This is a genomic window from Marinobacter bohaiensis, from assembly GCF_003258515.1.
Lineage (GTDB): Bacteria > Pseudomonadota > Gammaproteobacteria > Pseudomonadales > Oleiphilaceae > Marinobacter_A > Marinobacter_A bohaiensis.
This window is the reverse complement of sequence record NZ_QGEH01000001.1, coordinates 712,484-734,003: the sequence shown is the minus strand read 5'-3', so window position 1 is coordinate 734,003 and position 21,520 is coordinate 712,484. Positions and strand designations below refer to the sequence as shown.

Here is a 21,520-nt window from a genome sequence, read left to right as displayed (position 1 = left end):
CCCTGTAAGCATCTCAAGATAGAGGATTTCACCCCCTGATGCAAAAGCCCGCCGCCTTACTCTCCCTTGTCCTGACAGCCATTCTGAGTGCCGGCTGTGCGTTCCCTGGCGTGTATAAAATCAACGTCCAGCAGGGCAACATCGTGGACGACGAATCCCTGGCTCAACTGGAAAAAGGGATGCCCCGAAACCAGGTCCACGCCATCCTCGGAACCCCCATCATGCTTAACGCGGTGGACGATTCGAGGGAGTACTACCTGTACACCTTCCAGGAGGCTGGAGGGGACATTCAGGAGCAGCGGGTGATCGTCTATTACGAGGGGGATTCGTACGATCACTTCGAAGCTCAGATGCTCGAAGAAACCCCCGCATATTGAACCTCTTAATCGAGGATATTTAACTTTTTTTGCGTGCCCGGTTCAGCCGGGCCTGCTTGGGATCGATCTGCAGCGGCCGGTAGATCTCCACCCGGTCGCCCGCCCGCAACGGATGGCTCCTGGGCGCTTTGATGACCTTGCCGAAAATCCCCATGTCGGCGCTTTCCGCATCAATCTCCGGAAACACGGTCTGGATGTCCGATGCCATCACCGCGTCGAACGCAGACGTCCCCTCCGGCACGTCCACCGGACGAATTTCCTGACGCTCCGGCGTGGCATAAGCCACTTCCACGCGAATCAACGAGCTCACGCCGTCGCCTCCCCATACACAGCCAGGGCCCGCTGACAGAACGCATCCACCATGGTATTGGCGGCCTGGCTGACAATGGCGTTCAGGGTCATGCGAGCCAGCGAGCTATTGGGCTCGAATTGCAGTCGCAGCACCACTTTACAGGCCCTGTCCTCCAGGGCGATGAACTCCCAGGATCCGCCGAGGTTGCTGAATGGCCCTTCCACCAGGGACATATGGATCGCACGGGGCGCCTCAAGGCTGTTGCGGGTGGTCAGCCGATGGCGCACACCGGACTTGGCCACCTCGATGGACGCCACGATTTCCTGATCGTCCGCCTGGTGGATCTCCGTGCCGGCACACCAGGGCAGGAATTCCGGGTAACGATCAATATCATTGACCAGGGCGTACATCTGCTCGGCGGAATGCCAGACCAGTGCTGATTTCTCGATCACTTGAGCCATGCGTGAACTACAACTTTCCGGTTGAACAAAAAAGGACCTGCGAAGCAGGACGCGGGCGACCTGCCAACGGCGTCAGACACTATGATAAAGCAAATCATCGCTCGATGGGGCCGCCTCCTGCCCCGCCCCGGAAGGAGCCGCCTGCTCCAGCGGTCTCAAACCGGCCTCGCCTTCGCCGGACGCGTCCGGCAAGACCTCCGGCTCCGATGTCGGTTCCAGCGAGGGAGTATCGGAGCGTGCCGGCGAGGCCGGCTCCCCGGCGCCCTCAGCGGGCATTGCATCAGGCCCGGCAGCCGGCGCGCACCAGAACAGCTTGTGGTTCCCGGAACACAGTGAAGAACCGGACTGCATGGCGTAATGGATGCCCACGTACAGGATGATCACCGGCAGAACCAGACGGATGGTCCACAGCCAGAGCCCCTTGAACAGTCGGGGCGCTCTGCCGATCAGCCTGTCGGTCACGACTTCCGGCAGCGCCCAGCCAACGAAGAACGCCAGCAGCAGACTGACCACCGGGATCAGGACCGTGCTGGTCAGCAATTCGATCCAGCGATAGGCGGTCCCGCCGAGGATGCTCGCCTCGGACCAGATGTTGAACGAAAACAGGCTCAGCAGACCGACAAGCCAGGCCGCTACGCCGACCAGCAGCACACTCCAGCCCCGCGGCGCCGCCAGCCGCTCCTGCAACCAACTCACCGCCGGCTCCAGCAACGCCAGCGACGAGCTCCACGCCACCAGCACGATCAACACAAAGAACGCGGTCGCCACGAACTGACCACCGGGCAGCATGGACAGGCTTTCCGGCAGGGACAGGAACACCAGACTGAAGCCCTGCACAGCCCCCGGCAGGCTGGCGGTTCCGGAAAAAACCAGGGCATAGATGACCAGACCCGCCAGCATGGCAATGAGAGTGTCCACCAACGCGACCGCAAACACGGAGCGCTTGATCGGCGTCGTGGGTGCCGAATAGGCACCGAAAACGATCAGGATGCCGGTTCCCAGCGAAAGGGTGTAGAACGCATGGGTCAACGCCATGCGCACCCCATCCAGGGTGACGTCCTCGGGACGCATGCGCAGCAGGAAATCCACAGCGGCCGGCAGGTTGCCGAAGACGGCGCTGTAATAAAGCAGTGCCAACAGCAGCACCATGAACAACGGCAGCACCACGCGCATCGCCCGCTCCAGGCCGTTGACGACCCCCTGTCCGGAGACCACCAGAACCATCACCAGGAAAGCCGCATGCCACCCCATGAACGCCCGGTACCCATCGGCCTGCTGGACCAGCGAACTCAGGTTGGACGCCAGCGCCGCCGGCGCCGCATCGGTGAGCTGACCGTAGGCCGCGTAAAACACATAGGCCAGGCAGATACCGCCGATCACGGCGTAGAAGGACAGGACCAGAAAACCGGCCAGCACACTCAACCGCCCACTCCAGACCCAGCGGGTCGGCGCTCCGGCCTCACGTCGCAGGGCATCGATGGACAACACCACCCCATGCCGGGCTCCGCGCCCGATCACCGACTCGGTCAGCATCAGGGGAACAATCAGCCCCAACAGGCAAAACAGGTAGACCAGGATGAAAACTCCGCCGCCGTTGTCACCCGCCATCGCCGGAAAGGTCCAGATGTCGCTCAGCCCGACGGTCGCCCCGGTGGTGGCCCAAAAGAAAGTGGTTCGGTGGGTCCAGGAACCGACTGGTGTTTGATAACGTCCCCGCATTCAAGGAGCCTCTGACTCGTTCCTCAGTTAAGACCAGGGGAACGACATGCCGCCCCTGAATTCCAATGCCGACGAAGCCGTCCCAAACCATCCAGTCCCCAGGGCTTCCAGGCGTCCATTGCTGGGCGGCATTGTAGCGGAAACCCGCAAAACCATTCACCTGCGCCGGACTGCCCCGTGACCCGTTTGACATTACTGGGCTACAATGCGTCGTTTCGCCGGGGCGGGCATCGGCTGCCGCAACTGGACAGACCGGACGGCGCCAACGCTCCACCAAGGCTTTTTCGAGGACAAACCACGCATCCATGAGCAAGAAGAAACCGGGCAAACCGACCAGCAGCACCATCGCGCTGAACAAGAAGGCCAAACACGAATACCACATCGAGGAACGCTTCGAGGCCGGGCTCGCGTTACAGGGCTGGGAGGTCAAATCCCTGCGTGCGGGCAAGGCACAGCTGGTGGATGCGTACGTCCTGCTCAAGGGCGGTGAAGCCTTCCTGCTGGGCGCGCACATCACCCCGCTCAACACCGCGTCCACCCACGTTATCTGCGACCCGATACGGACCCGCAAGCTGCTGCTGCACGCCAAGGAAATCGCCAAACTGATCGGCGTCACCCAGCAACAGGGCCACACCTGCATCCCGCTGGCCCTGTACTGGAAGAAGAACATGGTCAAATGCGAAATCGCGCTGGTGAAAGGCAAGAAGCAGTACGACAAACGCCAGACTGAAAAAGAGCGCGACTGGAACCGTCAAAAGCAGCGGATCTTGCGTGAAGTCAATCAGGGCTGACGTTTAATCCTTCTTAATTTTTACGTTCTTCCGAGCGGACAAAATCTGGGTCTATACTGACTTGTCCGGGTGGAATCGCCGTCGCAGCAAAGCCGGCGACATCCCCATCCTCTCCACACGGACAGAAGAGAGGCTCTCAATGACTCGCACTCGAACGCCCATGACAGCCGTTGACCGCGCGTGGCTGCGCATGGAATCCCAGGAAAGCCCGATGATGATCGGGGCCGTACTGATTTTTGACGAGGCGCTCGATCTGACGCGCTTTCGGCAGGTCCTGGAAGAACGCTTCCTCCGTTTCCGCCGCTTCCGGCAGATCGTCGAACACCGCGGCGACAAAACCTACTGGCGGGACGACCCCACCTTCGACCTGGACAACCACCTGCACGTTGTCGCCCTGCCCGGCGGCGCTGGCCAGGATGCCCTGCAGGACCTGGCCAGCGACCTCAACAGCACGCCCCTGAGCCCCAGCAGACCACTGTGGCAGGTGCATTACATCGAGAACTATCAGGGCGGCAGCGCGCTCATCGCCCGCATCCACCACTGCATCGCTGACGGCATTTCACTGGTGCGCGTCCTGCTGGCACTGACCGACAACAAGCCGCACCGACACCTGCATACCGTCCCGGCCACCCCACGCTACGATGAGTCGCGCTGGGAGCGCTTGGGGCGCAAGGCCAGGGAACTCAAGCACAGCGCCGGCGCCGGCATCGAGCAACTGCGCCACTTCGGCCACAACGTCTGGAAAAAACCCACCTACCCGCTCGAACTGATGCGCACCGGCGGGGAGGTGGGCCTGGAGTGCCTCAAACTGGGACTGACACCATCCGACCCACCCACCCTGCTCAAGGGCGACCTGGGCGGCCGCAAACAGGTGGCCTGGGCCAACCTGCCCCTCAAGGACGTCAAGACCACCGCACGGGCCCTCAAGGGCACGGTCAACGACGTCTTGATGACCGCTGCCACCGGTGCCATCCATCAGTACCTGACCGATCAACAGGAAACCCCGCCCGACTGCGGCATCCGCGTGGCCGTGCCATTTAACCTGCGTCCGTTGCAGCAGCCCATCGAAACCCTGGGCAACCAGTTCGGCCTGGTGCTGGTGCCGCTGCCGGTGGACGTGGACTGCCCGCGCATGCGCTTCCGCCAGGTGCAGAACCACATGAACCGCCTCAAGCGAAGCTGGCAGGCGCAAGTCACCTACAGCCTGCTGGATCTCTTCGGACGCGGCCCCGATATTCTCGAACGCCGCGCCCTGCGACTGCTCAGCCGCAAGGCCTCTGCGGTGCTGACCAACGTGCCCGGCCCGCGGCGCCCGGTGTACCTGGCCGGCGCCCGTCTGTCGACGCCCATGTTCTGGGTGCCCCAGACGGGCGGCATCGGCATCGGCATGAGCATCTTCAGCTATGCCGACCGGGTGCTGTTCGGGATCATTGTGGACAAGAAGCTGGCGGTGGATCCGCAGCGGGTGATGGACGCCTTCGAGACGAGCTTCTACGACCTGGCCGAGGTGGCCGGCACACCCGGCACGTATCCACAAGTGGAACGACGCGCGGTGGAGCGCCGCAAGGCGTCCTCGTTCTAAGCAGAAATAACCATGCCGGCCCGGTCGATAATCCTTGAAGTCACCGGGACCGGCCCCATATACTTGTTGTGCAAGGGGACGATATGGCTTCGACGCCGGTGACGAACCCTTGGGTGCATGTCGAGATGGCAGCCAATCTCGTTAATCCAAAGCTGCTTTAAAATAGTCGCAAACGACGAAAACTACGCACTGGCGGCGTAAGCCGTTCCAGTCGTCCTGACTGGGGTGCCTACTACCCAGAAGCAACACCTCAGGACGTCATCATTAGTAGGACGCTCTATCCGTCAGAGCTCACTGGCTGATAGCTAAGATATAAAGAGCTCGCCTCTTACACCCTGACCTTCGGGTCGTTTGAGGTTAAACGAATAGAAGGAAACTAAGCATGTAGATCTCAAGGCTGAGTGCTGGCGGACGCGGGTTCGATCCCCGCCGTCTCCACCAAACACCCAGAAAAAAGCCGCTCAATCGAGCGGCTTTTTTTATGTCTTCGAACTTAACACATCACTGCCCAACCGCCACCGGCGATGCCCCCATCTGGCGCGCCTCGATGTCGACGGTCAGAGCGCGCAGCAGTGCGTCGGCCTGGGGGCGGGTCATGCCCACCTGCACCAGCTCACCGTCCGGGTCCACAATGACGTGATGCTCGCGGATGACGCTTCCGTCCTCACCGCTGTGGGACACCTTCATCAGCTTGTAGCCATCTTCGTTCTTCAGCACGGTAACCGGCATTCGGCCCTCCCAGTGTTGATGTCACCGTTATAAAGCCAGTGTGCCATGCCGCCATAAGCGATAGTGTAGCGTTTTGAAATGCAATTGTTTTCTGGATTTCACATTTTGTACTTTCGTAGCTGATTGTTTTCTCGACATTTCCATAAAATTACGTGAGCAATCAACTCCATGCCCACGATGAAACATTGCGTGTATCGTCTCATCGCCAGCCCGGCAGGTTGCCATTGATTCCCGGCCATTACTTTCGGTAAAGCCGACTACAAAAAACTACCCGCCGCCAACACGCCACCCGGAGTTGGCTAAACTGCACGTGTCGACCATCAAACGGGAGATTTCTTGCATGCCGAGGGCGATCCGTTTCTGCTGGCCGATGGTGGCGCTCTTCTGCCTCAGCAGTCATGCCCATGCCGACAGCGACATCGACCGAGCCACCCAGAACGTTCTGTCTGCCAACTATACCCTGGGCGCCCTGCTGACCAACGGCGAAGCCGTCCGTTTCGGCTTCTGGGACTTCAATCCCAACGACGTCTTCGAGCTGGATAACGACGAGTTCGGCAACACCGACTCCGCCCAACTGCGACAGAGCATCGCCACCGCCAGCCTGCCCTTTAACTGGACCTACCCGTTTCGCGATACGGACGACCAGATCCTGCTTTCGGCGCACCTGGCGTACATCTCCCAGTCCCAAGATGTGAAACTGGTCGTGTCCGACGAGTCCGGTACCGACAAGCTGGAGGAAACCCTGCTATTCGCAGGCGTTGGTGCCGGCTTTCGCCACCACATAGGCGACCGGACGGATGTAACCGTTGGATCCTCGCTGAGCTGGGTGCGCTACCGGAACGATACGAACTACCGTACAGAAGCTTCCCGCGAGGTGCAGTCCGAGCTGGACGGCCTGCTGACCAACATCAAGGTCGACGCCGTGCTCGCCGAGCCGCGACTGCAGGTGACCCACACACTGCCCATGCTGGGCGCCCGCTGGCATTTCTTCAGCGATTACCACTACCTGTTCGGCACCACCATCAACACCGATCGCAACGCCCACGAGGCCAAGCCGGAAGCCTGGTACTGGTTCAACGGCTTCAAGATTCGCGACCCCCTGTTCTCGCGCTGGCTACCGGGGCAGAACATCTGGTTCCGACTGGCGCGGGTGGACGTAGGCGGCGATATCGGCGATCAGTTGGGCAACGATCATTACTACGAAGCGGGTCTGGCGTGGCTGCTGCGGACCGGCAGCCGCGTGCCTTTCCTCGACAACATCGGCATTGGCATCAATTTCAATTATGGCAGCGTGCTGCGGGGCGGCAGCCTGGTGCTGATGCTGAACGAGGACTGGTTCTGAGACGGGGTCGGCCACCGTCAGTTTTGAGACGGCTCGTCCGCTTCGGATTCGCGAGCGGGCACCTGCCGGACCTGGACCTCGATATCAACGCTCTCACCGCGGAATTCGAGCGTCATGGGGAAGCGGTCCCCCTCTTTCAGGGGATCGGTCAAATCCATCAGCATGACGTGATAGCCGTTGGGCTCGAACCGCATGGTTTCACCGGGCCCGATCAGAACCCCACCATCCACGACTTCCATACGGACGGTGCCACCTTTCTGGCGGCTCTGGTGCAGGCTGGCGTGAGCCGTCCAGGGTGCCTGAACCGCCTCCAGCCGAATGGGCTCATCGCGATGGTTGGTCACCGAAAAATAGACAGCTCCGTTGATGGGCGATACCGGCGGCGTGGGTCGGGCCCAGGGATGATGCACTTCAATCCCTTCCTGCTCGACCTCTTCAGCCCCAGCCAGACCGGCTGACATCAGCACCACACCCACCAGTAGCGCACACGTGAATCGACGCCCCGTCTGCACCTTGTCCCCTCCAGCCATTCCAGCGCACTGTTATTTTTAGACGTTCGTTCTTTATTATTCCTTCATACTAGAAGAGCCCCTACCAAGCGTCACGCTTCCCTGCGGCACGGAATGGCGTCCGGATCGGTCGCAAAAGCGTAACAAATTGATCGCAATGCACCTTTTTGCCTATCCTAGTGGGTGGCAAAATCAACCACCCGTATCGTCTTGGATGGTGCCCGATTGTGACCATTAACATTCCCTCGCCCAACCCGCTTCGCCGGGACGGTCCATGAGGGCGACGATGCCTCGCAGCCGGCCATCGATCAGGAAGGCCCGAGCGGTCCACCAACAGCGTCGCGACCATGCCTGTACGACAATGCCTGCGGGGCAGTGTCATCATGTCGTGACGCTGGTCTGGTGGACTAAACCCGTGACCATGTGTTGAAAATCAGGACTTTCTCATGCGCACCGCCTCACGCTTTGCCGTTGTCATTATTGCCCTGCTGGTCGTACTCGGCGGCATTTTTGGCTATACCTTCTATCGCTTCGGCGAAATGCAGAAGCAGTTTTCGCAACCGCAGCCGCCAGCCATCATCGAGGCGACAACCGCCGAGCAGGCGTCCTGGACGCAGTCAATCAAGGCCGTGGGCAGCGTGACCGCCGTCAACGGCATCGAAATCGCCAACGAGGTCGCCGGGGTGATCGAGGAACTGCGCTTCGAATCCGGTGACCGGGTGGAACGGGGCGACATCCTGCTACGCCTGGACAGCGCGACCGACGAGGCCGCCCTGCGCACCCAGCGCGCCGAAGCCAAGCTGGCGGAACAGCAGTTCAAGCGCACCGCCGACCTGCTGCCGCGCAAGGCCATCTCCCAGGCGGAATACGACGAAGCCCAGGCCAACCTGGAAGCGGCCAACGCCCGCACCAACGAGGCCCAGGCGACGCTGGAGAAGAAGGTCCTCAAGGCGCCTTTCGCCGGCACCCTGGGTCTGCGTCTGGTGGATCAGGGCCAGTATCTGGCGGCCGGCACCTCCATTGTTGAAATCAACATGCTCGACCCGATCTACGTGGATTACACCGTGTCCGAGAAAGAGCTGGCCAGCATCGACGTGGGCCACCGGGTCCGGGTCACCGTGGCGGCGATCCCGGATAAAGAGTTCGAAGGGCAGATCAGCGCCATCAACAGCTCGGTCAACCCGGAGAGCCGGACCGTGCGTGTGCGCGCCACCCTGCGGAACCCCGAGCGGGAACTGCGACCGGGGATGTTCGCCACCGTCCACACCCTGCGTCCGGACCAGCGCGACGTCGTCGCGGTGCCGCGCACGTCGATCTCGTTCAACACCTACGGCGATTTCGTCTATGTCATCACCGAAAACGATGACGGTGAACTGGTGACCGAACGCCGCACGGTCGAGACCGGCTCCAGCCGCGACGGTCTGGTGGAAGTGACCAGTAACCTGGACGTCGGTGAGCGGATCGTCGCCACCGGGTTGCTGAGGCTGCGCGCCGGCCAGCGAGTCCAGATCGAGGATCCATCCCAGTCGTCTGACTCCGCGGATACGGCGGACACCACCAGCGGCACGGAGGCCGGCGAATAATGCGCTTCACCGACATATTCGTTCACAGGCCGGTCCTGTCGACGGTCGTCAGCCTGCTGATCCTGCTGCTGGGCGTACGCTCGGCCATGGAAATGGAGGTGCGGGAATATCCATTGCTGGAAAGCACCACGGTGACCGTCACCACCGCCTACCCCGGCGCCAGCTCCGACCTGGTCAAAGGCTTTATCACCACGCCGTTGCAGCAGGCCATCGCCGAGGCCAACGGCATCGACTACCTGACCTCCACCAGCACCCAGGGCACCTCCACCATCGAAGCCCACATGGAGCTGAACTACGACGCCAACGCGGCGCTGGCGGAAATCCAGGCCAAGGTGGCGAGCCAGCGCAACGTGCTGCCCCAGGACTCGGAAGATCCGGTCATCACCTCTACCACCGGTGACAGCACGGCGCTGATGTACATCGCCTTCTACAGCGACACCATGCCGGTGCCGCAGATCACCGACTACCTGACACGGGTCGTTCAGCCCAAGCTCCAGGCCCTGTCCGGCGTGGGCAAGGCGGACCTGCTGGGGCGGACCTTTGCCCTGCGGGTCTGGCTGGATCCGGAGCGTCTCGCCGCGATCGACATGACACCCACCGAGGTGGTGCAGGTACTGGTCCAGAACAACTACCAGGCCGCAGTCGGCAACACCAAGGGCGACCTGGTCAAGATCAGCCTGACCAGCGATACCGACGTGGGCGATCCCAACCAGTTCCGGGACCTGGTCATCAAGGAGTACGAAGGCTCGCTGATCCGCCTGCAGGACATCGCGCGGGTCGAACTGGGTTCGGAAAGCTACGAAAACCTGGCCCTGTACAAGGGCAAGCCCTCCACCTACGTGGCCATCGAGATGTCTCCCGGCGCCAACCCGCTGACCGTGGCCGAGCTGGTCAAGGACGAGCTGCCGGGCATTGAGGCGCAGCTGCCGTCCGAGCTGAAAGTGGACCTGCCCTACGACGCCTCCGAGTTCATCGAGGACTCCATCGACGAGGTCATCCAGACCCTCTGGGAAGCGGTTCTGATCGTCCTGGTGGTGGTCTTCCTGTGCCTGGGCTCACTGCGGGCGGCGATCGTGCCGTCGGTGGCGGTGCCGCTGTCGATCATCGGCGGCGCCTTCATCATGCTGGCGCTGGGCTACTCGCTGAACCTGCTGACGCTGCTGTCGCTGGTGCTGGCCATCGGGTTGGTGGTGGATGACGCCATCATCGTGGTGGAGAACGTGCACCGGCACATCGAGGAAGGGGAAACGAAGTTCAACGCCGCCCTCAACGGCGCCCGGGAGATGGCCACCCCGATCATTGCCATGACCACCACCCTGGTGGCCGTGTACGCGCCGATCGGCTTTATGGGCGGCCTTGTCGGCGCGCTGTTCACGGAGTTCGCCTTCACCCTGGCCGGTACGGTGGTGATTTCCGGGATCGTGGCCCTGACCCTGTCACCGATGCTGTCCGGCAAGGTGCTCAAGCCCCACGGCAAACCCACCAGGTTCGAAACCAAGGTGGAGAACTTCTTCAATGGGCTGTCCAGCCTTTACAGCCGTGGGCTGGCCTCCTCCCTGGAAACCAAGTCGGTGACCATTTTCTTCGCGCTGATCGTCCTGCTGTCCATCGGCGGCATGGTGATGCTGAGCCAGAGCGAGCTGGCGCCGGAGGAAGACCAGGGCATCCTGTTGTTCCAGGGCAAGGGACCGCAGACCTCGACCCTGGACTACCTGCAGAAATACGGCGCCCAGATGCAGGAGGAATTCGAGCAGGTACCGGGCTACGACCAGAGCTTCATGCTGCTGGGGATTACCAACCCCAACGAGGCGTTTGGCGGCTTCAAGATGAAGTCCTGGAGTGAGCGGGACATTTCCCAGTTCGAGGTCCAGCCGATCCTGCAGCAGCGCATGGCCGGCATCACCGGCTTGCAGACGGCGGTGTTCGCCATTCCGTCCCTGCCCGGCTCCAGCGGCGGTCTGCCGTTCCAGTTCGTCATCACCACCGGCAACAGCTACGAAGAGCTCAACGCCGTGGCCGACGACCTGATGGCCAAGGCGCAGCAGAGCGGCAACTTCATGTTCCTGCAGAAGTCCATCGAGATCGACCGCCCCATCTCCACGATCCATGTGGACCGGGACCGGGTCGCCGACCTGGGGCTGTCCATGCAGGACGTCGGGCAGGCCATGTCGAGTATGCTGGGTGGCGGCTACATCAACCGCTTCAATATGGAAGGCCGGTCCTACCAGGTCATCCCGCAGGTGGAGCGCTACGCCCGCAAGAACGTCGAGGCGCTGAACGACTACTACATCCGGGCCGACTCCGGCGAGCTGGTACCGCTGAGCAGCGTCGTAAGCTTCAGCCACGCGGTGGAGCCATCCCAGCGAACCCAGTTCAACCAGCAGAATTCACTGACCATTCAGGGGATCCCGCTGGTACCTCAGGGCGAAGCCATCAACTTCATCACCCAGACGGCGGACGAACTGTTCCCGCAGGGCTTCACCTACGACTTCATGGGGGACTCGCGCCAGTACGTGCAGCAGGGTAGCGCCCTGGCGGTGACTTTCTTCCTGTCGCTGCTGGTGATCTACCTGGTGCTGGCCGCCCAGTTCGAAAGCTGGCGTGACCCGCTGATCATCCTGGTGTCGGTCCCCATGTCGGTGGCCGGGGCCATGGCGTTCATGGTGACCGGCTTCACCACCATGAACATCTACACCCAGGTGGGGCTGATCACTCTGATCGGCGTGGTGTCGAAGAACGGTATCCTGATCGTGGAGTTCGCCAACCAGCTCCAGCACGAAAAGGGACTGAACAAGCTGGACGCGGTGATCGAGGCCTCGGCCATCCGCCTGCGGCCGATCATCATGACCTCCCTGGCCCTGATCGTGGCCATGGTGCCGTTGCTGATCGCCGTCGGCCCGGGGGCGCAGAGCCGCTTTGCCATCGGCCTGACCATCGCCACCGGCCTGGGCATCGGCACCTTCTTCACGCTGTTCGTGCTGCCGGCGTTCTACGTGTTGTTGGCCAAGGACCACAACGCCAGCCAGGACGAGGCGGCCAAAGCGGGAGGAGAACCGGCCGAGTCGCATTGATCGGCTGGACGCCATGAAACGGAAAAGGGGCCTCCGCGGAGGCCCCTTTTTTTGGCGTTTGCTTTGAGCTATACGCCCAAGTCTTCGATTTAAAAACTCGCCGTCGCCGTTACCGACGACCCGGCGCTCTGCCCCGCCAGCGCGTTGTTGCTGCCGCTTTGCCAGACCAGATCGGCGGTCGGATCGGTTTCATCCCGCTTGATGCACTTCCACTCAACGGCGGTATCGGCGGGAATCGCCACGTCACCCTGCCAGGTGGGGTAATTGTCCGGCGACAGGATCACCGCCGAGGCCGGATCCCAGTTGCCCAGCGCGGCAACGCTGCCGGTCACGTAGACGCTCTGGCCGCTGACGGTGGTGCCGTTCTGGCATTCGAAGGTCACGGTCACGTCAGTGCCGGTGTCGCCGCCGGAGCCGGAATCGTCGTCGCCGCTGCCGTCACAGGGCGCGGCGGTGTGCAGCGCGGCGGCCTCCATGGCGGCCACATCCAGGGTCACCTGGCCGCCGGAGACGGTCGCACAGCTGCTGTCGCCCGCCACATTGCGGTAGCTGCCGTCCGGCAGGTTGGTGCTGAACGTGCGGCTCAGGGCAGCGCCTTCCCGGTTGATCACCACAAAACCCTTGGCGCCGCGACCGAAGGCGATCTGATTGTTGCCGTTGTCCCACCAGTTGTTAACGCCGGTGCCGTCGGTTTCGTTGCGGAAAGCCACCATGTTGGCGATGGACGACCAGCGATGCTCGCAGATCCAGTCGCTGCCGCACTGGGCCTCGCCGTTCTGGTAGACGGCACTGGAGGGCGGGCCCTGGTCGCTGTCGGAAAAGGCGTAGCTCGACATCACCTTGGGATAGCCGTAGGGCCAGGCCAGCATGAACACATTGGCCAGGTTGTACAGGGAGCCATCCTGGTAGGTCAGCACGTTGCTGCCGCCGGCGCCGTGGCCGCGCTGGTTGTCGTGGTTATCGGTGAAGACCACGGCGTTGGTGCCGCCGATAAAGCCCCAGTCCTCGCCGAAGTTGCTCAGGTAACTGAGCTGCTGGTTCTTGAACACATCGCCGATGTTGGCGCTGTACTTGAACTCGGTGACATCGCCCTGCCCGGTATACTCGGTCGAGCTGATGGCCTCACCGCCCAGGTCGATCACTTCCTGGAACGTGTAGAAATCGCCGTTGATGCGCCCCAGGATGCCGGCGATGTCGGATGGTGCCATGTGCTTGGCGGCATCCACCCGCATGCCCTTCACGCCCAGGTTGATCATGCCGTTGATGTAGTCGGCAATGGTCTGCTGGACATACTCAGCGGAGGTATCCAGGTCCGGCAACCCCACCAGCTGGCAGTTACGCACGCGCCCGGCATCGCTGCTGTAATCACCGCTGTTGATCGTGCAGACGCTGTGGAAATCGTTACTGCTGTAGATGGGGTAGCTCATGCTTGAGCTGTCGTAGGAAGAGCCAGCGGTGCCGGTGCCCGAGCCGTTGGCCATGTGGTTGATGACCGCGTCGGCGTAGACGTCCACGCCCACCGCATTACAACGGGACACCATGTTGGCGAAGGCGGCGGCATCACCACTGCGGCTGTTCAGCGTGTAACTGACCGGCTGGTAGCGGGTCCACCATTCACTGCCCTGGATGTGTTCCTGGGGCGGCGAGACCTGGACCGCGGAAAAGCCCTTCGGGCCGAGGAAGTTTTCGCATTCCTGGGCGACATCGTCCCAGGACCATTCGAACAGATGCACGAAGACCCCGGCCTGGGCCTGGGATTGCGCACCGAAAAACAGCAGAGCGGCCGCCAGCCATGGCAGCCCGTATTTGGCGTGTTGCATTGTTATCTCCTTGCCGACCTCCGAAGGGAGGCGCTTGTTGTCTTTGTTGGGAGAACACCCACCACAGATTCAGCGGAATCCGGGTGTCCGTGACCAATGTCAGATGCAGGCCTCACGGGGGCAACAGCCATGCGCCGCCAATTCACGGCGTAGACGACAGGAGGAACTCACTGATAGCGGGGCGTAATGATGCGTTTTGCGACACACCGGAAGACAGAAATGCTGGATGCACTTGAGGAGGAGAGGCGTCCGGCCACGCGCCAGGCGTAACCGGACCGGCCGGACGGCCGCGAGCGATCAGGACGGCTCGCGGGTCTTGTCCAGCTGCAGCGTGGACAGGGTGCGGTTGCGCACCTGCTCCAGCAGCTCGGCGTCGTCCACCAGGGACTGGCCGTAAGATGGGATCAGTTCGCGGATGCGGGCCTGCCACTCCGGCGACTTGACCCGGTCGGCGAAGCAACGCTCCAGGACATCAACCATCGCGCTGACGGCGGTCGACGCCCCCGGTGACGCGCCCAACAGGGCGGCCAGGGAGCCGTCTTTTGCTGCCACGATTTCAGTGCCGAATTCCAGCTTGCCACGACCATCAGCGGATTTCTTGATGATCTGCACCCGCTGGCCGGCATTCTGCAGCTTCCAGTTCTGCTCCTGGGCATCCGGGAAGAAGTCACGCAGCGACTCGATCCGGGCCTGATGGGACTGGAACACTTCCTTGATCAGGTAGCGGGTCAGGTCCATGTTGCCCTTGCCCACCTGCATCATCGGCATGATGTTGCCACCGCGCACAGACGAGAACAGGTCGAATACCGAACCCTGCTTCAGGAACTTGGTGGTGAACCCGGCAAACGGACCGAACAGCAGCGCCGGTTCGCCGTTGATGATGCGCGTGTCCAGGTGGGGTACGGACATGGGCGGCGCGCCCATCGGTGCCTTGCCGTAGACCTTCGAGTGGTGACGCTTGACCACGTCGGGCTTCTGGCACACCAGCCACTGCCCGCTGACCGGGAAACCGCCGTAGCCCTTGCTTTCCTCGATCTCGGACTTCTGCAGCAGCGGCAACGCCCCGCCACCGGCGCCGAGGAACACGAAACCGGCTTCGATCTTCTTGGTCTCGCCGGTTTTCTCGTCGCGCACACGCACTTTCCAGCGACCGTTGTCGCGCTGGGCCAGGGTTTTCACCGGGTGGTTCAGCAGCAACTCGAAGTTGGGCTGCTTGGCCAGGTAATCGATCATGTTGCGGGTGAGCGAGCCGAAATCCACGTCGGAGCCGTGGGTCACACGGGTCGCCGCCACCGGCTGGCTGGTGTCCCGGCTGCTCATGATCAGCGGCATCCAGTCGCGGAGCACCTCCGGCGAGTCGGTAAACTCCATCTCCTTGAACAGATGGTGCTGGCTGAGCAGTTCGTGACGCTTGCGCAGGAAGGCCACGTTCTCCTCGCCCCAGACAAAGCTCTGGTGCGGTGTCGCGTTGATGAACTTCTGGGGTTCGGGGAGGATGCCCTGCTCCACGAGATGGGACCAGAACTGGAGGGAGAGTTCGAAAGCCGCGTTGATGTTCAGAGCCCGTTGAATCTGAATCCCGCCGTCAGCGGTTTCCGGCGTGTAGTTCAGCTCGCAGTAGCCGGCGTGACCGGTACCTGCGTTATTCCATCCGTCGGTGCTTTCATGGGCCACGTGATCAAGACGTTCCACCATGACGATGTCCAGGGACGGATCAAGCTGCCTGAGCATCATGCCGAGCGTGGCGCTCATGACGCCACCGCCGACTAGCACGACATCTGCCTGTCTTGCAGTCATTAGCTTGCTACCTTCAATCTGATGTGATCGAAACGATTCATAGTTTTTATGAGGGGGTGATTATCCGTTTTTTTGCCGCAATATGAAATTGAATAAGGCAATAGGTACGAATCTAGCATGATCAGGGCAATGAAACCGGTGGTCGATCAACGCCGGTACGCGTAAAATCGCCGCTTTGCCGCACGTAGCGCCCCTATTGCTTCGCCCGCGGCCACCAATAACAGCAACAAATAACGTCCGATACAAAAACAGCCCGCGGGTGGTTTGTCCTATATGCACTGGTTGGATATTGTCCTGATCTCGTTTGCCGTGCTCGCGTTGCTCGGCGTCATCTTCGAAGAAGTCACACACGTCAACAAAGCCAAGGTCACGCTCTTCTTCGGCACCCTTTCCTGGATCCTGCTGTTCGTGACCAGCGGTTCCCGCTCTCATACCGAGCTGGTGCAGCAAGGCCTGGAAGACAGCATTTCCGAGATCGCTTCTTTGTGGCTGTTCCTGGTGGCGGCAATGACCTTCGTGGCCTACCTGAACAAGAAAGGCATGATCGAGAACCTGATCTACCTGGTCATGCCCAAACGCATCAGGGAAAACCAGCTGTTACTGCTGGTGGGGCTGTTCTGCTTCATCTTCTCGTCCCTGGCCGACAACATCACCGCCACCCTGGTGTCCTGCGCGCTGATCCTGTCGCTGCACCTGGAGCGCAAGAAACAGGTGCGGTTCATCACGCTGGTGGTGTTCGCGGTCAACTCCGGCGGGGTGTCGCTGATCACCGGTGATGTCACCACGTTGATGATCTTCCTTGCCGACAAGGTGGAAATCCTCACGCTGCTGGCCCTCTCGGTACCCGCCGCCTGTGGTGTCTTCTTCCTGGCGCTGCTGCTGTCCCGCGGCATGAAAGGCGAGGTGGAACTGGTGCACGACCGTAACGAGGTGCGCCGGGTGGACATCGTCATTGCCTGCCTGTTCCTGGCCACCATCATCGGTACGATCGTGTGCAACGTGCTGTTCGAGATTCCGCCGGTGCTCACCTTCCTGTTCGGGCTGTCGATGATGTTCCTGACCTCGCGGTTCCTGAGTACGGACTCCGACCTGGACCCGATCATCGAGTACGTGCGCACCATCGAGTTCGACACCCTGTTCTTCTTCCTGGGCATCCTGCTGATTGTGGGCATGCTCAAGGAAATCCAGGCGCTGGGTGCGTTTGTCGACGTGTACCAGGTGTTGCCCCCGATCGCCGCCAACTACCTGATGGGCATCTTCTCCTCGCTGATCGACAACGTGCCGCTGACCGCCGCGCTGCTGAAGGCCGGTATCGACATGACGCCGGGCGAGTGGTTGGGGCTGACCTATGCGGTCGGCGTGGGCGGCTCGCTGCTGGTGATCGGCTCTGCCGCCGGTATCGTCGCCATGAGCAAGATCCCGGGACTCACCTTTGCCAGCTACCTGCGCTACAGCGCCTTCCTACTGGTGGCCTATACCATCGGTTACGCCGGGGTCTACGCGCTGGGTTTCTTGCTCTGAAGCCCAGGCCCGGAGGTGGAGGCTAGCGCTCCCCCCGGGCCCGCTCGATGCTGCCGCGCACCGCTTCCATCAGTTCCGGCAGCTGCTCACGACCGTAGCCGGCCGTGTCCAGCGGTTCACCCACCACAAAATCCACCGGCTGTCCCAGGTTGATCTGGCAGGTCCGCGCCGGCAGCACTTTCTCGTTGCCGCGAATGCCTACCGGCACGATCACCGCCTGCGTATCCAGCGCCAGGTGGAAACAGCCCTTCTTGAACGTGCCCAGCGAGCCGTCGGCCGAGCGCGTGCCTTCCGGTGCGGCCCAGAGCACGATGCCGCTCTCCATCATGTCGCGGGCCGTCTGCAGGTCCTCCAGCGCACGCTGGTGGTTGGAGCGATCGATCGAGGGAAATTCCCCCGCCCGCATGGCCGGGCCCAGCAGCGGGATCCGGAACAGCTCTTTCTTGGCCAGCATGCGGATCGAACCCGGCAGCGCTACGAAACTCAGGGGAATGTCATAGTGACTGGCGTGGCTGCATAGGATGAGGTAGCGCCGGCCATCCTCGAAATCCGGGATGCGCCCCTCCACGTTCAGGTTCACCCGCACCAGACGCAGCAGCAACGCCGACCAGTCCCGCGTGTAGCGATCCACCCGTTCCCGTGTCAGCCGCCCCAGCAGGGCCCGCACCAGGATCAGCGAGGAATACAGCGACGTCACCCCGATCGAGCCCAGAACAACCATCACGCGCCGCATTAACGTGGCGGACTCCACGATCGGATTCACCGTCAGCCGGATCATACGTCTACTTCCTTCGTCGCTGCACGGCTCCAGGCCGGCAAAAAGCCGCCATATTAGCGCTTCGAAAAATAGCGGAACAGTCTAAGCCTGAGCTTGATCACCCCTCCCCGCCCGTCTAAAGGAAATGTATAGGTGCGCGTCATGCAGTCGCCATGAGCAACGTCACTCATCGCCATTCAAAACAGCAACATGGTTTGTCCTGACAACACGCTGACGAGACAGCGCGTCTTCGCGACAAGAATAAGGAGAAGAACCATGCCTCAACACCCTACCCGACGTGACGCGCCGACTCTCAGTCGACGCCAGATCCTGATCGGCGGAGCCGGCACCCTGGCCTCCGTCAGCCTGCTGGGCCTGACACCGCTGGCCCGCGGCCAGGACGCCCTCCCCATTCCGGACTTCATCAAGTGGAAACGCACCGACGCCCTGATCGTCCACAGCAACAAGACCATGGAGACCCGTCGCGGCGCCATCGGCACCGGCGTGGTGACCCCCAGTGACATCCTGTTCGTGCGCAACAACCTGCCCACGCCGCCCGAGACCATCGTCGCCGACCGTGACGCCTGGGAAGTGGCGTTCAGCGGCGTCACCGCGCCGCGCTCGATGACCCTGGGTGAGCTCAAGACACTCGGCGTGGAAACCGTCGCCACCGTATTGCAGTGCTCAGGCAACGGACGCGCCTTCTTCCCCCACGGCGCCAGCGGCTCCCAGTGGAGCGTCGGCGCCGCCGGCTGCGTGATCTGGACGGGTGTGCCCATGCGCGAGGTTATCAGAGCCCTGGGCGGCCCCGAATCCGGCGCCCAGTACCTGACCAGCACCGGTGGCGAGGAGCTGCCCGAAGGCCTGGACGAAAAGAGCGTGGTGGTGGAACGTTCGGTGCCGCTGGATGCCATGGAACAGGCCCTGTTGGCCTACGAGATGAACGGCGAACCCCTGCCACTGACCCACGGCGGTCCGCTGCGCATGGTGATCCCGGGCTACTACGGCGTGAACAACGTGAAGTATGTCAAGCACGTCGCCCTGACCAGGACGCAGTCCGACGCCAAGATCCAGGCGTCCGGCTACCGCGTCCGCCCGGTGGGCGAGAAAGGCGCGCCGAAACAGCCGTCGATGTGGGCGATGAATGTGAAATCCTGGATTACCGGCCCGCTGGACACCGCCCCGGCCGGGCGCAACCTGATCCATGGCGTCGCGTTCGGCGGCACTGAATCGCTGCACGGGGTCGAGGTGTCGCTGGATAACGGCGAAAACTGGCGGGCGGCGCCATTCATCGGTCCCGATCTGGGCCCGTTCGCCTGGCGTCCCTTCGTCCTCGCGGCGGACCTGTCCGCCGGCGAGTACCGAATGGTCAGTCGCGCCACCGACGCCAAGGGCAACAGCCAGCCCCGTGAACGGCCCGACAACGAACGCGGATACGGCCACAACGGCTGGGAAGACCACGGCGTCACCGTCACGGTGAGCTGACGGGACGCGCGCGATGCTGAGAATCCTGCTGCTAGCTCTGGGCCTGGCGGCTGCCGAGGTATTTGCACAGGATCCGGGCCGGATCGTGTTCACCCAGACGGCACAGCCCGCCTGCGCCCTGTGCCACACCCTCGCGGATGCCGGCTCGAGCGCCGAGATCGGCCCCGATCTGGACCAGCTCAAACCCACGGCGGAACAGGTGGTCACCGCGGTACGCTACGGTGTCGGGATTATGCCGGCGTTCGAAGAGAGTCTGTCGGAGGCGGAAATCGATGCGGTGGCGCAGTACGTGGCCCGGGTGACCGGAGCCGATCTGAACGCGTCGAACGGCGCTGGCCATCACGGCGGTGGGAAAAAAATGCATCCTCCCTGATGCGATCCTGCTTCCTGCTACCGTTTTGGCCACAACGGTTGGTACCGCGCTATTCAACAACACGATGCAGTCGCTGTACTGAGCAGTGTCGGTCATTCCCATGACAGTCGCATGACAATGTCGTTCCCGTCCTGTGCCATACTCCCGGTTCCGTTTCAGTCGCCAACGACGATGCGCAAGGACACGCCCATGGAACTGCTACTGTTTGGTGCCACCGGTGCGGTGGGCCGTCAGGTGCTGCAACAGGCCCTCGATACGCCCGGGATCCGACGGATCACGGCTCCCACGCGCCGGCCTCTGGCGCCACACGACAAACTGGACAATCCGGTGCAGGATTTCCGCTCGCCGCTGCCCGATGCCGACTGGTGGCGCGCCGATGCCCTGATCTGCTGCCTGGGCACCACGCTGAAACAGGCTGGTGGCAAGGCCGGTTTTCACGCCATCGACCACGACCTGGTGCTGGCCGTGGCCCAGCGCGCCCACGATGCCGGAACGCCGGTCATGGTGCTCAATTCGTCGATGGGCGCGAACGCTCGCAGCCTCAGCTTCTACCTGCGAACGAAAGGCGAGGTGGAGCAGGCGCTGCAGACCATGGGGTTTGATCGACTGGTGCTGGTACGGCCGTCGTTGATCGACGCGCGTCGGGAAGAAAAGCGGCTGGGAGAGGACCTGGGGCTGATGCTGAGCCGGCGTCTGGGCTCAGTGATACCGGCCCGCTATCGACCGGTCAGGGCCCGCGACATCGCCGCCTGCATGATCGACAGCGTGTCGCGCCCCGGCGCCCTGGAAATGATCGGGTCGGACGCCATCGCCCGGGCCGGGAACAGCCCGGGCTAGTGCCCCTTAACCAACATTCCGCCTGTTAAGGGGCTCCAGGGACTCAGGCCTGCTTCTGGCGGAACTCCATGGCGACGGAGTTCAGGCAGTAGCGCTGGCCGGTGGGCGGCGGACCGTCCGGAAACACGTGCCCCAGGTGACTGTCGCAGCGCGGACAGCGGATTTCCGTGCGCACGCGGCCCAGGCTGGTGTCTTCCAGATAGCGGATGTGGTCCGGATCGAACGGCGAGAAAAAGCTGGGCCAACCGGTGCCGGAGTCGAACTTGTGCTCGGACGTGAACAGCGGCAGGTCGCACAGCCGGCAGTGGTAGACGCCGTCCATCTTGTTGTCGAGCAGGGTGCCGCAGAACGGCTGTTCGGTGCCGTGGTCCAGCAGCACGGTGCGCTCTTCCTCGGTCAGGCCGGCGGCCTTCTGCTCGATTTCTTCCGCAGTCAGCGGGGTCAGGTCGTAACCCGCTTCGGATTGGGACATGG

Annotated in this window: 19 protein-coding genes and 1 other RNA gene; 11 read left to right on the top strand and 9 right to left on the bottom strand. The window is 62.3% G+C overall.

Features of this window, described 5'->3' with window-relative positions; all coding sequences use genetic code 11:
* Positions 1 to 38: 38 nt before the first annotated feature.
* Entirely contained in the window at positions 39 to 377 is a 339-nt protein-coding gene (locus tag DKK67_RS03270) for an outer membrane protein assembly factor BamE (RefSeq protein ID WP_111494349.1), read from the top strand.
* 19 nt (positions 378 to 396) lie between these two features.
* Here the strand turns inward: DKK67_RS03270 and DKK67_RS03265 are convergent, their stop codons facing one another.
* From DKK67_RS03265 to DKK67_RS03255, 3 genes are all read right to left on the bottom strand, one after another.
* Entirely contained in the window at positions 397 to 678 is a 282-nt protein-coding gene (locus DKK67_RS03265; RefSeq protein WP_228160602.1) for an RnfH family protein, read from the bottom strand.
* A 5-nt stretch (positions 679 to 683) separates the two neighbouring features.
* Entirely contained in the window at positions 684 to 1,130 is a 447-nt protein-coding gene (locus tag DKK67_RS03260; RefSeq protein ID WP_111494347.1) for a type II toxin-antitoxin system RatA family toxin, read from the bottom strand.
* A 72-nt stretch (positions 1,131 to 1,202) separates the two neighbouring features.
* Positions 1,203 to 2,849 carry a sodium-dependent transporter gene (locus DKK67_RS03255; protein ID WP_111494345.1) on the bottom strand — a complete coding sequence of 549 codons (1,647 nt, stop codon included), beginning with the start codon at positions 2,847 to 2,849 and terminating at the stop codon, positions 1,203 to 1,205.
* Between the two features lie 305 nt (positions 2,850 to 3,154).
* Between DKK67_RS03255 and smpB the strand changes: the two genes are divergently transcribed.
* The 3 genes from smpB (at position 3,155) to ssrA (ending at position 5,663) form a co-directional block, all read left to right on the top strand.
* The gene (gene smpB, locus DKK67_RS03250) at positions 3,155 to 3,640 is read left to right on the top strand and encodes an SsrA-binding protein SmpB (RefSeq protein ID WP_111494343.1); all 486 of its coding nucleotides are present in this window, start codon (positions 3,155 to 3,157) and stop codon (positions 3,638 to 3,640) included.
* A gap of 139 nt (positions 3,641 to 3,779) precedes the next feature.
* Entirely contained in the window at positions 3,780 to 5,222 is a 1,443-nt protein-coding gene (locus tag DKK67_RS03245) for a wax ester/triacylglycerol synthase family O-acyltransferase (RefSeq protein WP_111494341.1), read from the top strand.
* A 74-nt stretch (positions 5,223 to 5,296) separates the two neighbouring features.
* Positions 5,297 to 5,663: a transfer-messenger RNA gene (ssrA, locus tag DKK67_RS03240) on the top strand.
* 60 nt (positions 5,664 to 5,723) lie between these two features.
* Here the strand turns inward: ssrA and DKK67_RS03235 are convergent.
* Positions 5,724 to 5,951 carry a hypothetical protein gene (locus tag DKK67_RS03235; protein WP_111494339.1) on the bottom strand — a complete coding sequence of 76 codons (228 nt, stop codon included), beginning with the start codon at positions 5,949 to 5,951 and terminating at the stop codon, positions 5,724 to 5,726.
* Between the two features lie 340 nt (positions 5,952 to 6,291).
* Between DKK67_RS03235 and DKK67_RS03230 the strand changes: the two genes are divergently transcribed.
* Positions 6,292 to 7,293 carry a Solitary outer membrane autotransporter beta-barrel domain gene (locus DKK67_RS03230; RefSeq protein ID WP_111494337.1) on the top strand — a complete coding sequence of 334 codons (1,002 nt, stop codon included), beginning with the start codon at positions 6,292 to 6,294 and terminating at the stop codon, positions 7,291 to 7,293.
* 17 nt (positions 7,294 to 7,310) lie between these two features.
* Here the strand turns inward: DKK67_RS03230 and DKK67_RS03225 are convergent, their stop codons facing one another.
* Complete coding sequence (locus DKK67_RS03225; RefSeq protein WP_111494335.1) at positions 7,311 to 7,823, bottom strand: copper chaperone PCu(A)C; 513 nt, start codon at positions 7,821 to 7,823, stop codon at positions 7,311 to 7,313.
* A 425-nt stretch (positions 7,824 to 8,248) separates the two neighbouring features.
* On the opposite strand from DKK67_RS03225, the gene DKK67_RS03220 reads away from it, so the two are divergent.
* Together DKK67_RS03220 and DKK67_RS03215 are read left to right on the top strand one after the other, a co-directional pair.
* Positions 8,249 to 9,385, top strand: coding sequence for an efflux RND transporter periplasmic adaptor subunit (locus DKK67_RS03220; protein WP_111494333.1), 1,137 nt, complete (start codon positions 8,249 to 8,251; stop codon positions 9,383 to 9,385).
* Positions 9,385 to 12,456: an efflux RND transporter permease subunit gene (locus tag DKK67_RS03215; RefSeq protein WP_111494331.1), complete on the top strand. Its 3,072-nt coding sequence runs from the start codon at positions 9,385 to 9,387 to the stop codon at positions 12,454 to 12,456. Before DKK67_RS03220 ends, DKK67_RS03215 begins: the two co-directional genes overlap by 1 nt.
* Before the next feature lie 89 nt (positions 12,457 to 12,545).
* Here DKK67_RS03215 and DKK67_RS03210 read toward each other — a convergent pair whose 3' ends face one another.
* Together DKK67_RS03210 and mqo are read right to left on the bottom strand one after the other, a co-directional pair.
* Positions 12,546 to 14,276, bottom strand: a complete 1,731-nt coding sequence (locus DKK67_RS03210) for a carbohydrate-binding module family 20 domain-containing protein (protein ID WP_111494329.1) — start codon at positions 14,274 to 14,276, stop codon at positions 12,546 to 12,548.
* Positions 14,277 to 14,573: 297 nt separating this feature from the next.
* Positions 14,574 to 16,073: a malate dehydrogenase (quinone) gene (gene mqo / locus DKK67_RS03205; protein WP_111494327.1), complete on the bottom strand. Its 1,500-nt coding sequence runs from the start codon at positions 16,071 to 16,073 to the stop codon at positions 14,574 to 14,576.
* 273 nt (positions 16,074 to 16,346) lie between these two features.
* Here mqo and nhaD point away from each other — a divergent pair, with 273 nt between their 5' ends.
* Positions 16,347 to 17,594: a sodium:proton antiporter NhaD gene (nhaD, locus tag DKK67_RS03200; protein WP_111494325.1), complete on the top strand. Its 1,248-nt coding sequence runs from the start codon at positions 16,347 to 16,349 to the stop codon at positions 17,592 to 17,594.
* Positions 17,595 to 17,616: 22 nt separating this feature from the next.
* On the opposite strand, the gene DKK67_RS03195 is transcribed toward nhaD, so the two are convergent.
* Positions 17,617 to 18,372, bottom strand: a complete 756-nt coding sequence (locus tag DKK67_RS03195; protein WP_111494323.1) for a lysophospholipid acyltransferase family protein — start codon at positions 18,370 to 18,372, stop codon at positions 17,617 to 17,619.
* Between the two features lie 255 nt (positions 18,373 to 18,627).
* Between DKK67_RS03195 and sorT the strand changes: the two genes are divergently transcribed.
* The 3 genes from sorT to DKK67_RS03180 all read left to right on the top strand — a co-directional run bounded on the left by sorT (position 18,628) and on the right by DKK67_RS03180 (position 21,046).
* A complete protein-coding gene (gene sorT, locus DKK67_RS03190) occupies positions 18,628 to 19,836 on the top strand; it encodes a SorT family sulfite dehydrogenase catalytic subunit (RefSeq protein ID WP_111494321.1) in 1,209 nt (402 codons plus the stop codon).
* Positions 19,837 to 19,849: 13 nt separating this feature from the next.
* Entirely contained in the window at positions 19,850 to 20,209 is a 360-nt protein-coding gene (sorU, locus tag DKK67_RS03185; RefSeq protein WP_111494319.1) for a SorU family sulfite dehydrogenase c-type cytochrome subunit, read from the top strand.
* A 189-nt stretch (positions 20,210 to 20,398) separates the two neighbouring features.
* Positions 20,399 to 21,046, top strand: coding sequence for a Rossmann-fold NAD(P)-binding domain-containing protein (locus DKK67_RS03180; protein ID WP_111494317.1), 648 nt, complete (start codon positions 20,399 to 20,401; stop codon positions 21,044 to 21,046).
* Positions 21,047 to 21,089: 43 nt separating this feature from the next.
* On the opposite strand, the gene msrB is transcribed toward DKK67_RS03180, so the two are convergent.
* Positions 21,090 to 21,518, bottom strand: coding sequence for a peptide-methionine (R)-S-oxide reductase MsrB (gene msrB / locus DKK67_RS03175; RefSeq protein WP_111494315.1), 429 nt, complete (start codon positions 21,516 to 21,518; stop codon positions 21,090 to 21,092).
* Positions 21,519 to 21,520 lie beyond the last annotated feature (2 nt).

Excerpts from the sequence above, each read along its gene's own strand:
- DKK67_RS03270 (WP_111494349.1), top strand. The coding sequence starts at position 39 with ATGCAAAAGCCCGCCGCCTTACTCTCCCTTGTCCTGACAGCCATTCTG.
- DKK67_RS03260 (WP_111494347.1), bottom strand. The coding sequence starts at position 1,130 with ATGGCTCAAGTGATCGAGAAATCAGCACTGGTCTGGCATTCCGCCGAG.
- DKK67_RS03255 (WP_111494345.1), bottom strand. The coding sequence starts at position 2,849 with ATGCGGGGACGTTATCAAACACCAGTCGGTTCCTGGACCCACCGAACC.
- smpB (WP_111494343.1), top strand. The coding sequence starts at position 3,155 with ATGAGCAAGAAGAAACCGGGCAAACCGACCAGCAGCACCATCGCGCTG.
- DKK67_RS03245 (WP_111494341.1), top strand. The coding sequence starts at position 3,780 with ATGACTCGCACTCGAACGCCCATGACAGCCGTTGACCGCGCGTGGCTG.
- DKK67_RS03235 (WP_111494339.1), bottom strand. The coding sequence starts at position 5,951 with ATGCCGGTTACCGTGCTGAAGAACGAAGATGGCTACAAGCTGATGAAG.
- DKK67_RS03230 (WP_111494337.1), top strand. The coding sequence starts at position 6,292 with ATGCCGAGGGCGATCCGTTTCTGCTGGCCGATGGTGGCGCTCTTCTGC.
- DKK67_RS03225 (WP_111494335.1), bottom strand. The coding sequence starts at position 7,823 with ATGGCTGGAGGGGACAAGGTGCAGACGGGGCGTCGATTCACGTGTGCG.
- DKK67_RS03220 (WP_111494333.1), top strand. The coding sequence starts at position 8,249 with ATGCGCACCGCCTCACGCTTTGCCGTTGTCATTATTGCCCTGCTGGTC.
- DKK67_RS03215 (WP_111494331.1), top strand. The coding sequence starts at position 9,385 with ATGCGCTTCACCGACATATTCGTTCACAGGCCGGTCCTGTCGACGGTC.
- DKK67_RS03210 (WP_111494329.1), bottom strand. The coding sequence starts at position 14,276 with ATGCAACACGCCAAATACGGGCTGCCATGGCTGGCGGCCGCTCTGCTG.
- mqo (WP_111494327.1), bottom strand. The coding sequence starts at position 16,073 with ATGACTGCAAGACAGGCAGATGTCGTGCTAGTCGGCGGTGGCGTCATG.
- nhaD (WP_111494325.1), top strand. The coding sequence starts at position 16,347 with ATGCACTGGTTGGATATTGTCCTGATCTCGTTTGCCGTGCTCGCGTTG.
- DKK67_RS03195 (WP_111494323.1), bottom strand. The coding sequence starts at position 18,372 with ATGATCCGGCTGACGGTGAATCCGATCGTGGAGTCCGCCACGTTAATG.
- sorT (WP_111494321.1), top strand. The coding sequence starts at position 18,628 with ATGCCTCAACACCCTACCCGACGTGACGCGCCGACTCTCAGTCGACGC.
- sorU (WP_111494319.1), top strand. The coding sequence starts at position 19,850 with ATGCTGAGAATCCTGCTGCTAGCTCTGGGCCTGGCGGCTGCCGAGGTA.
- DKK67_RS03180 (WP_111494317.1), top strand. The coding sequence starts at position 20,399 with ATGGAACTGCTACTGTTTGGTGCCACCGGTGCGGTGGGCCGTCAGGTG.
- msrB (WP_111494315.1), bottom strand. The coding sequence starts at position 21,518 with ATGTCCCAATCCGAAGCGGGTTACGACCTGACCCCGCTGACTGCGGAA.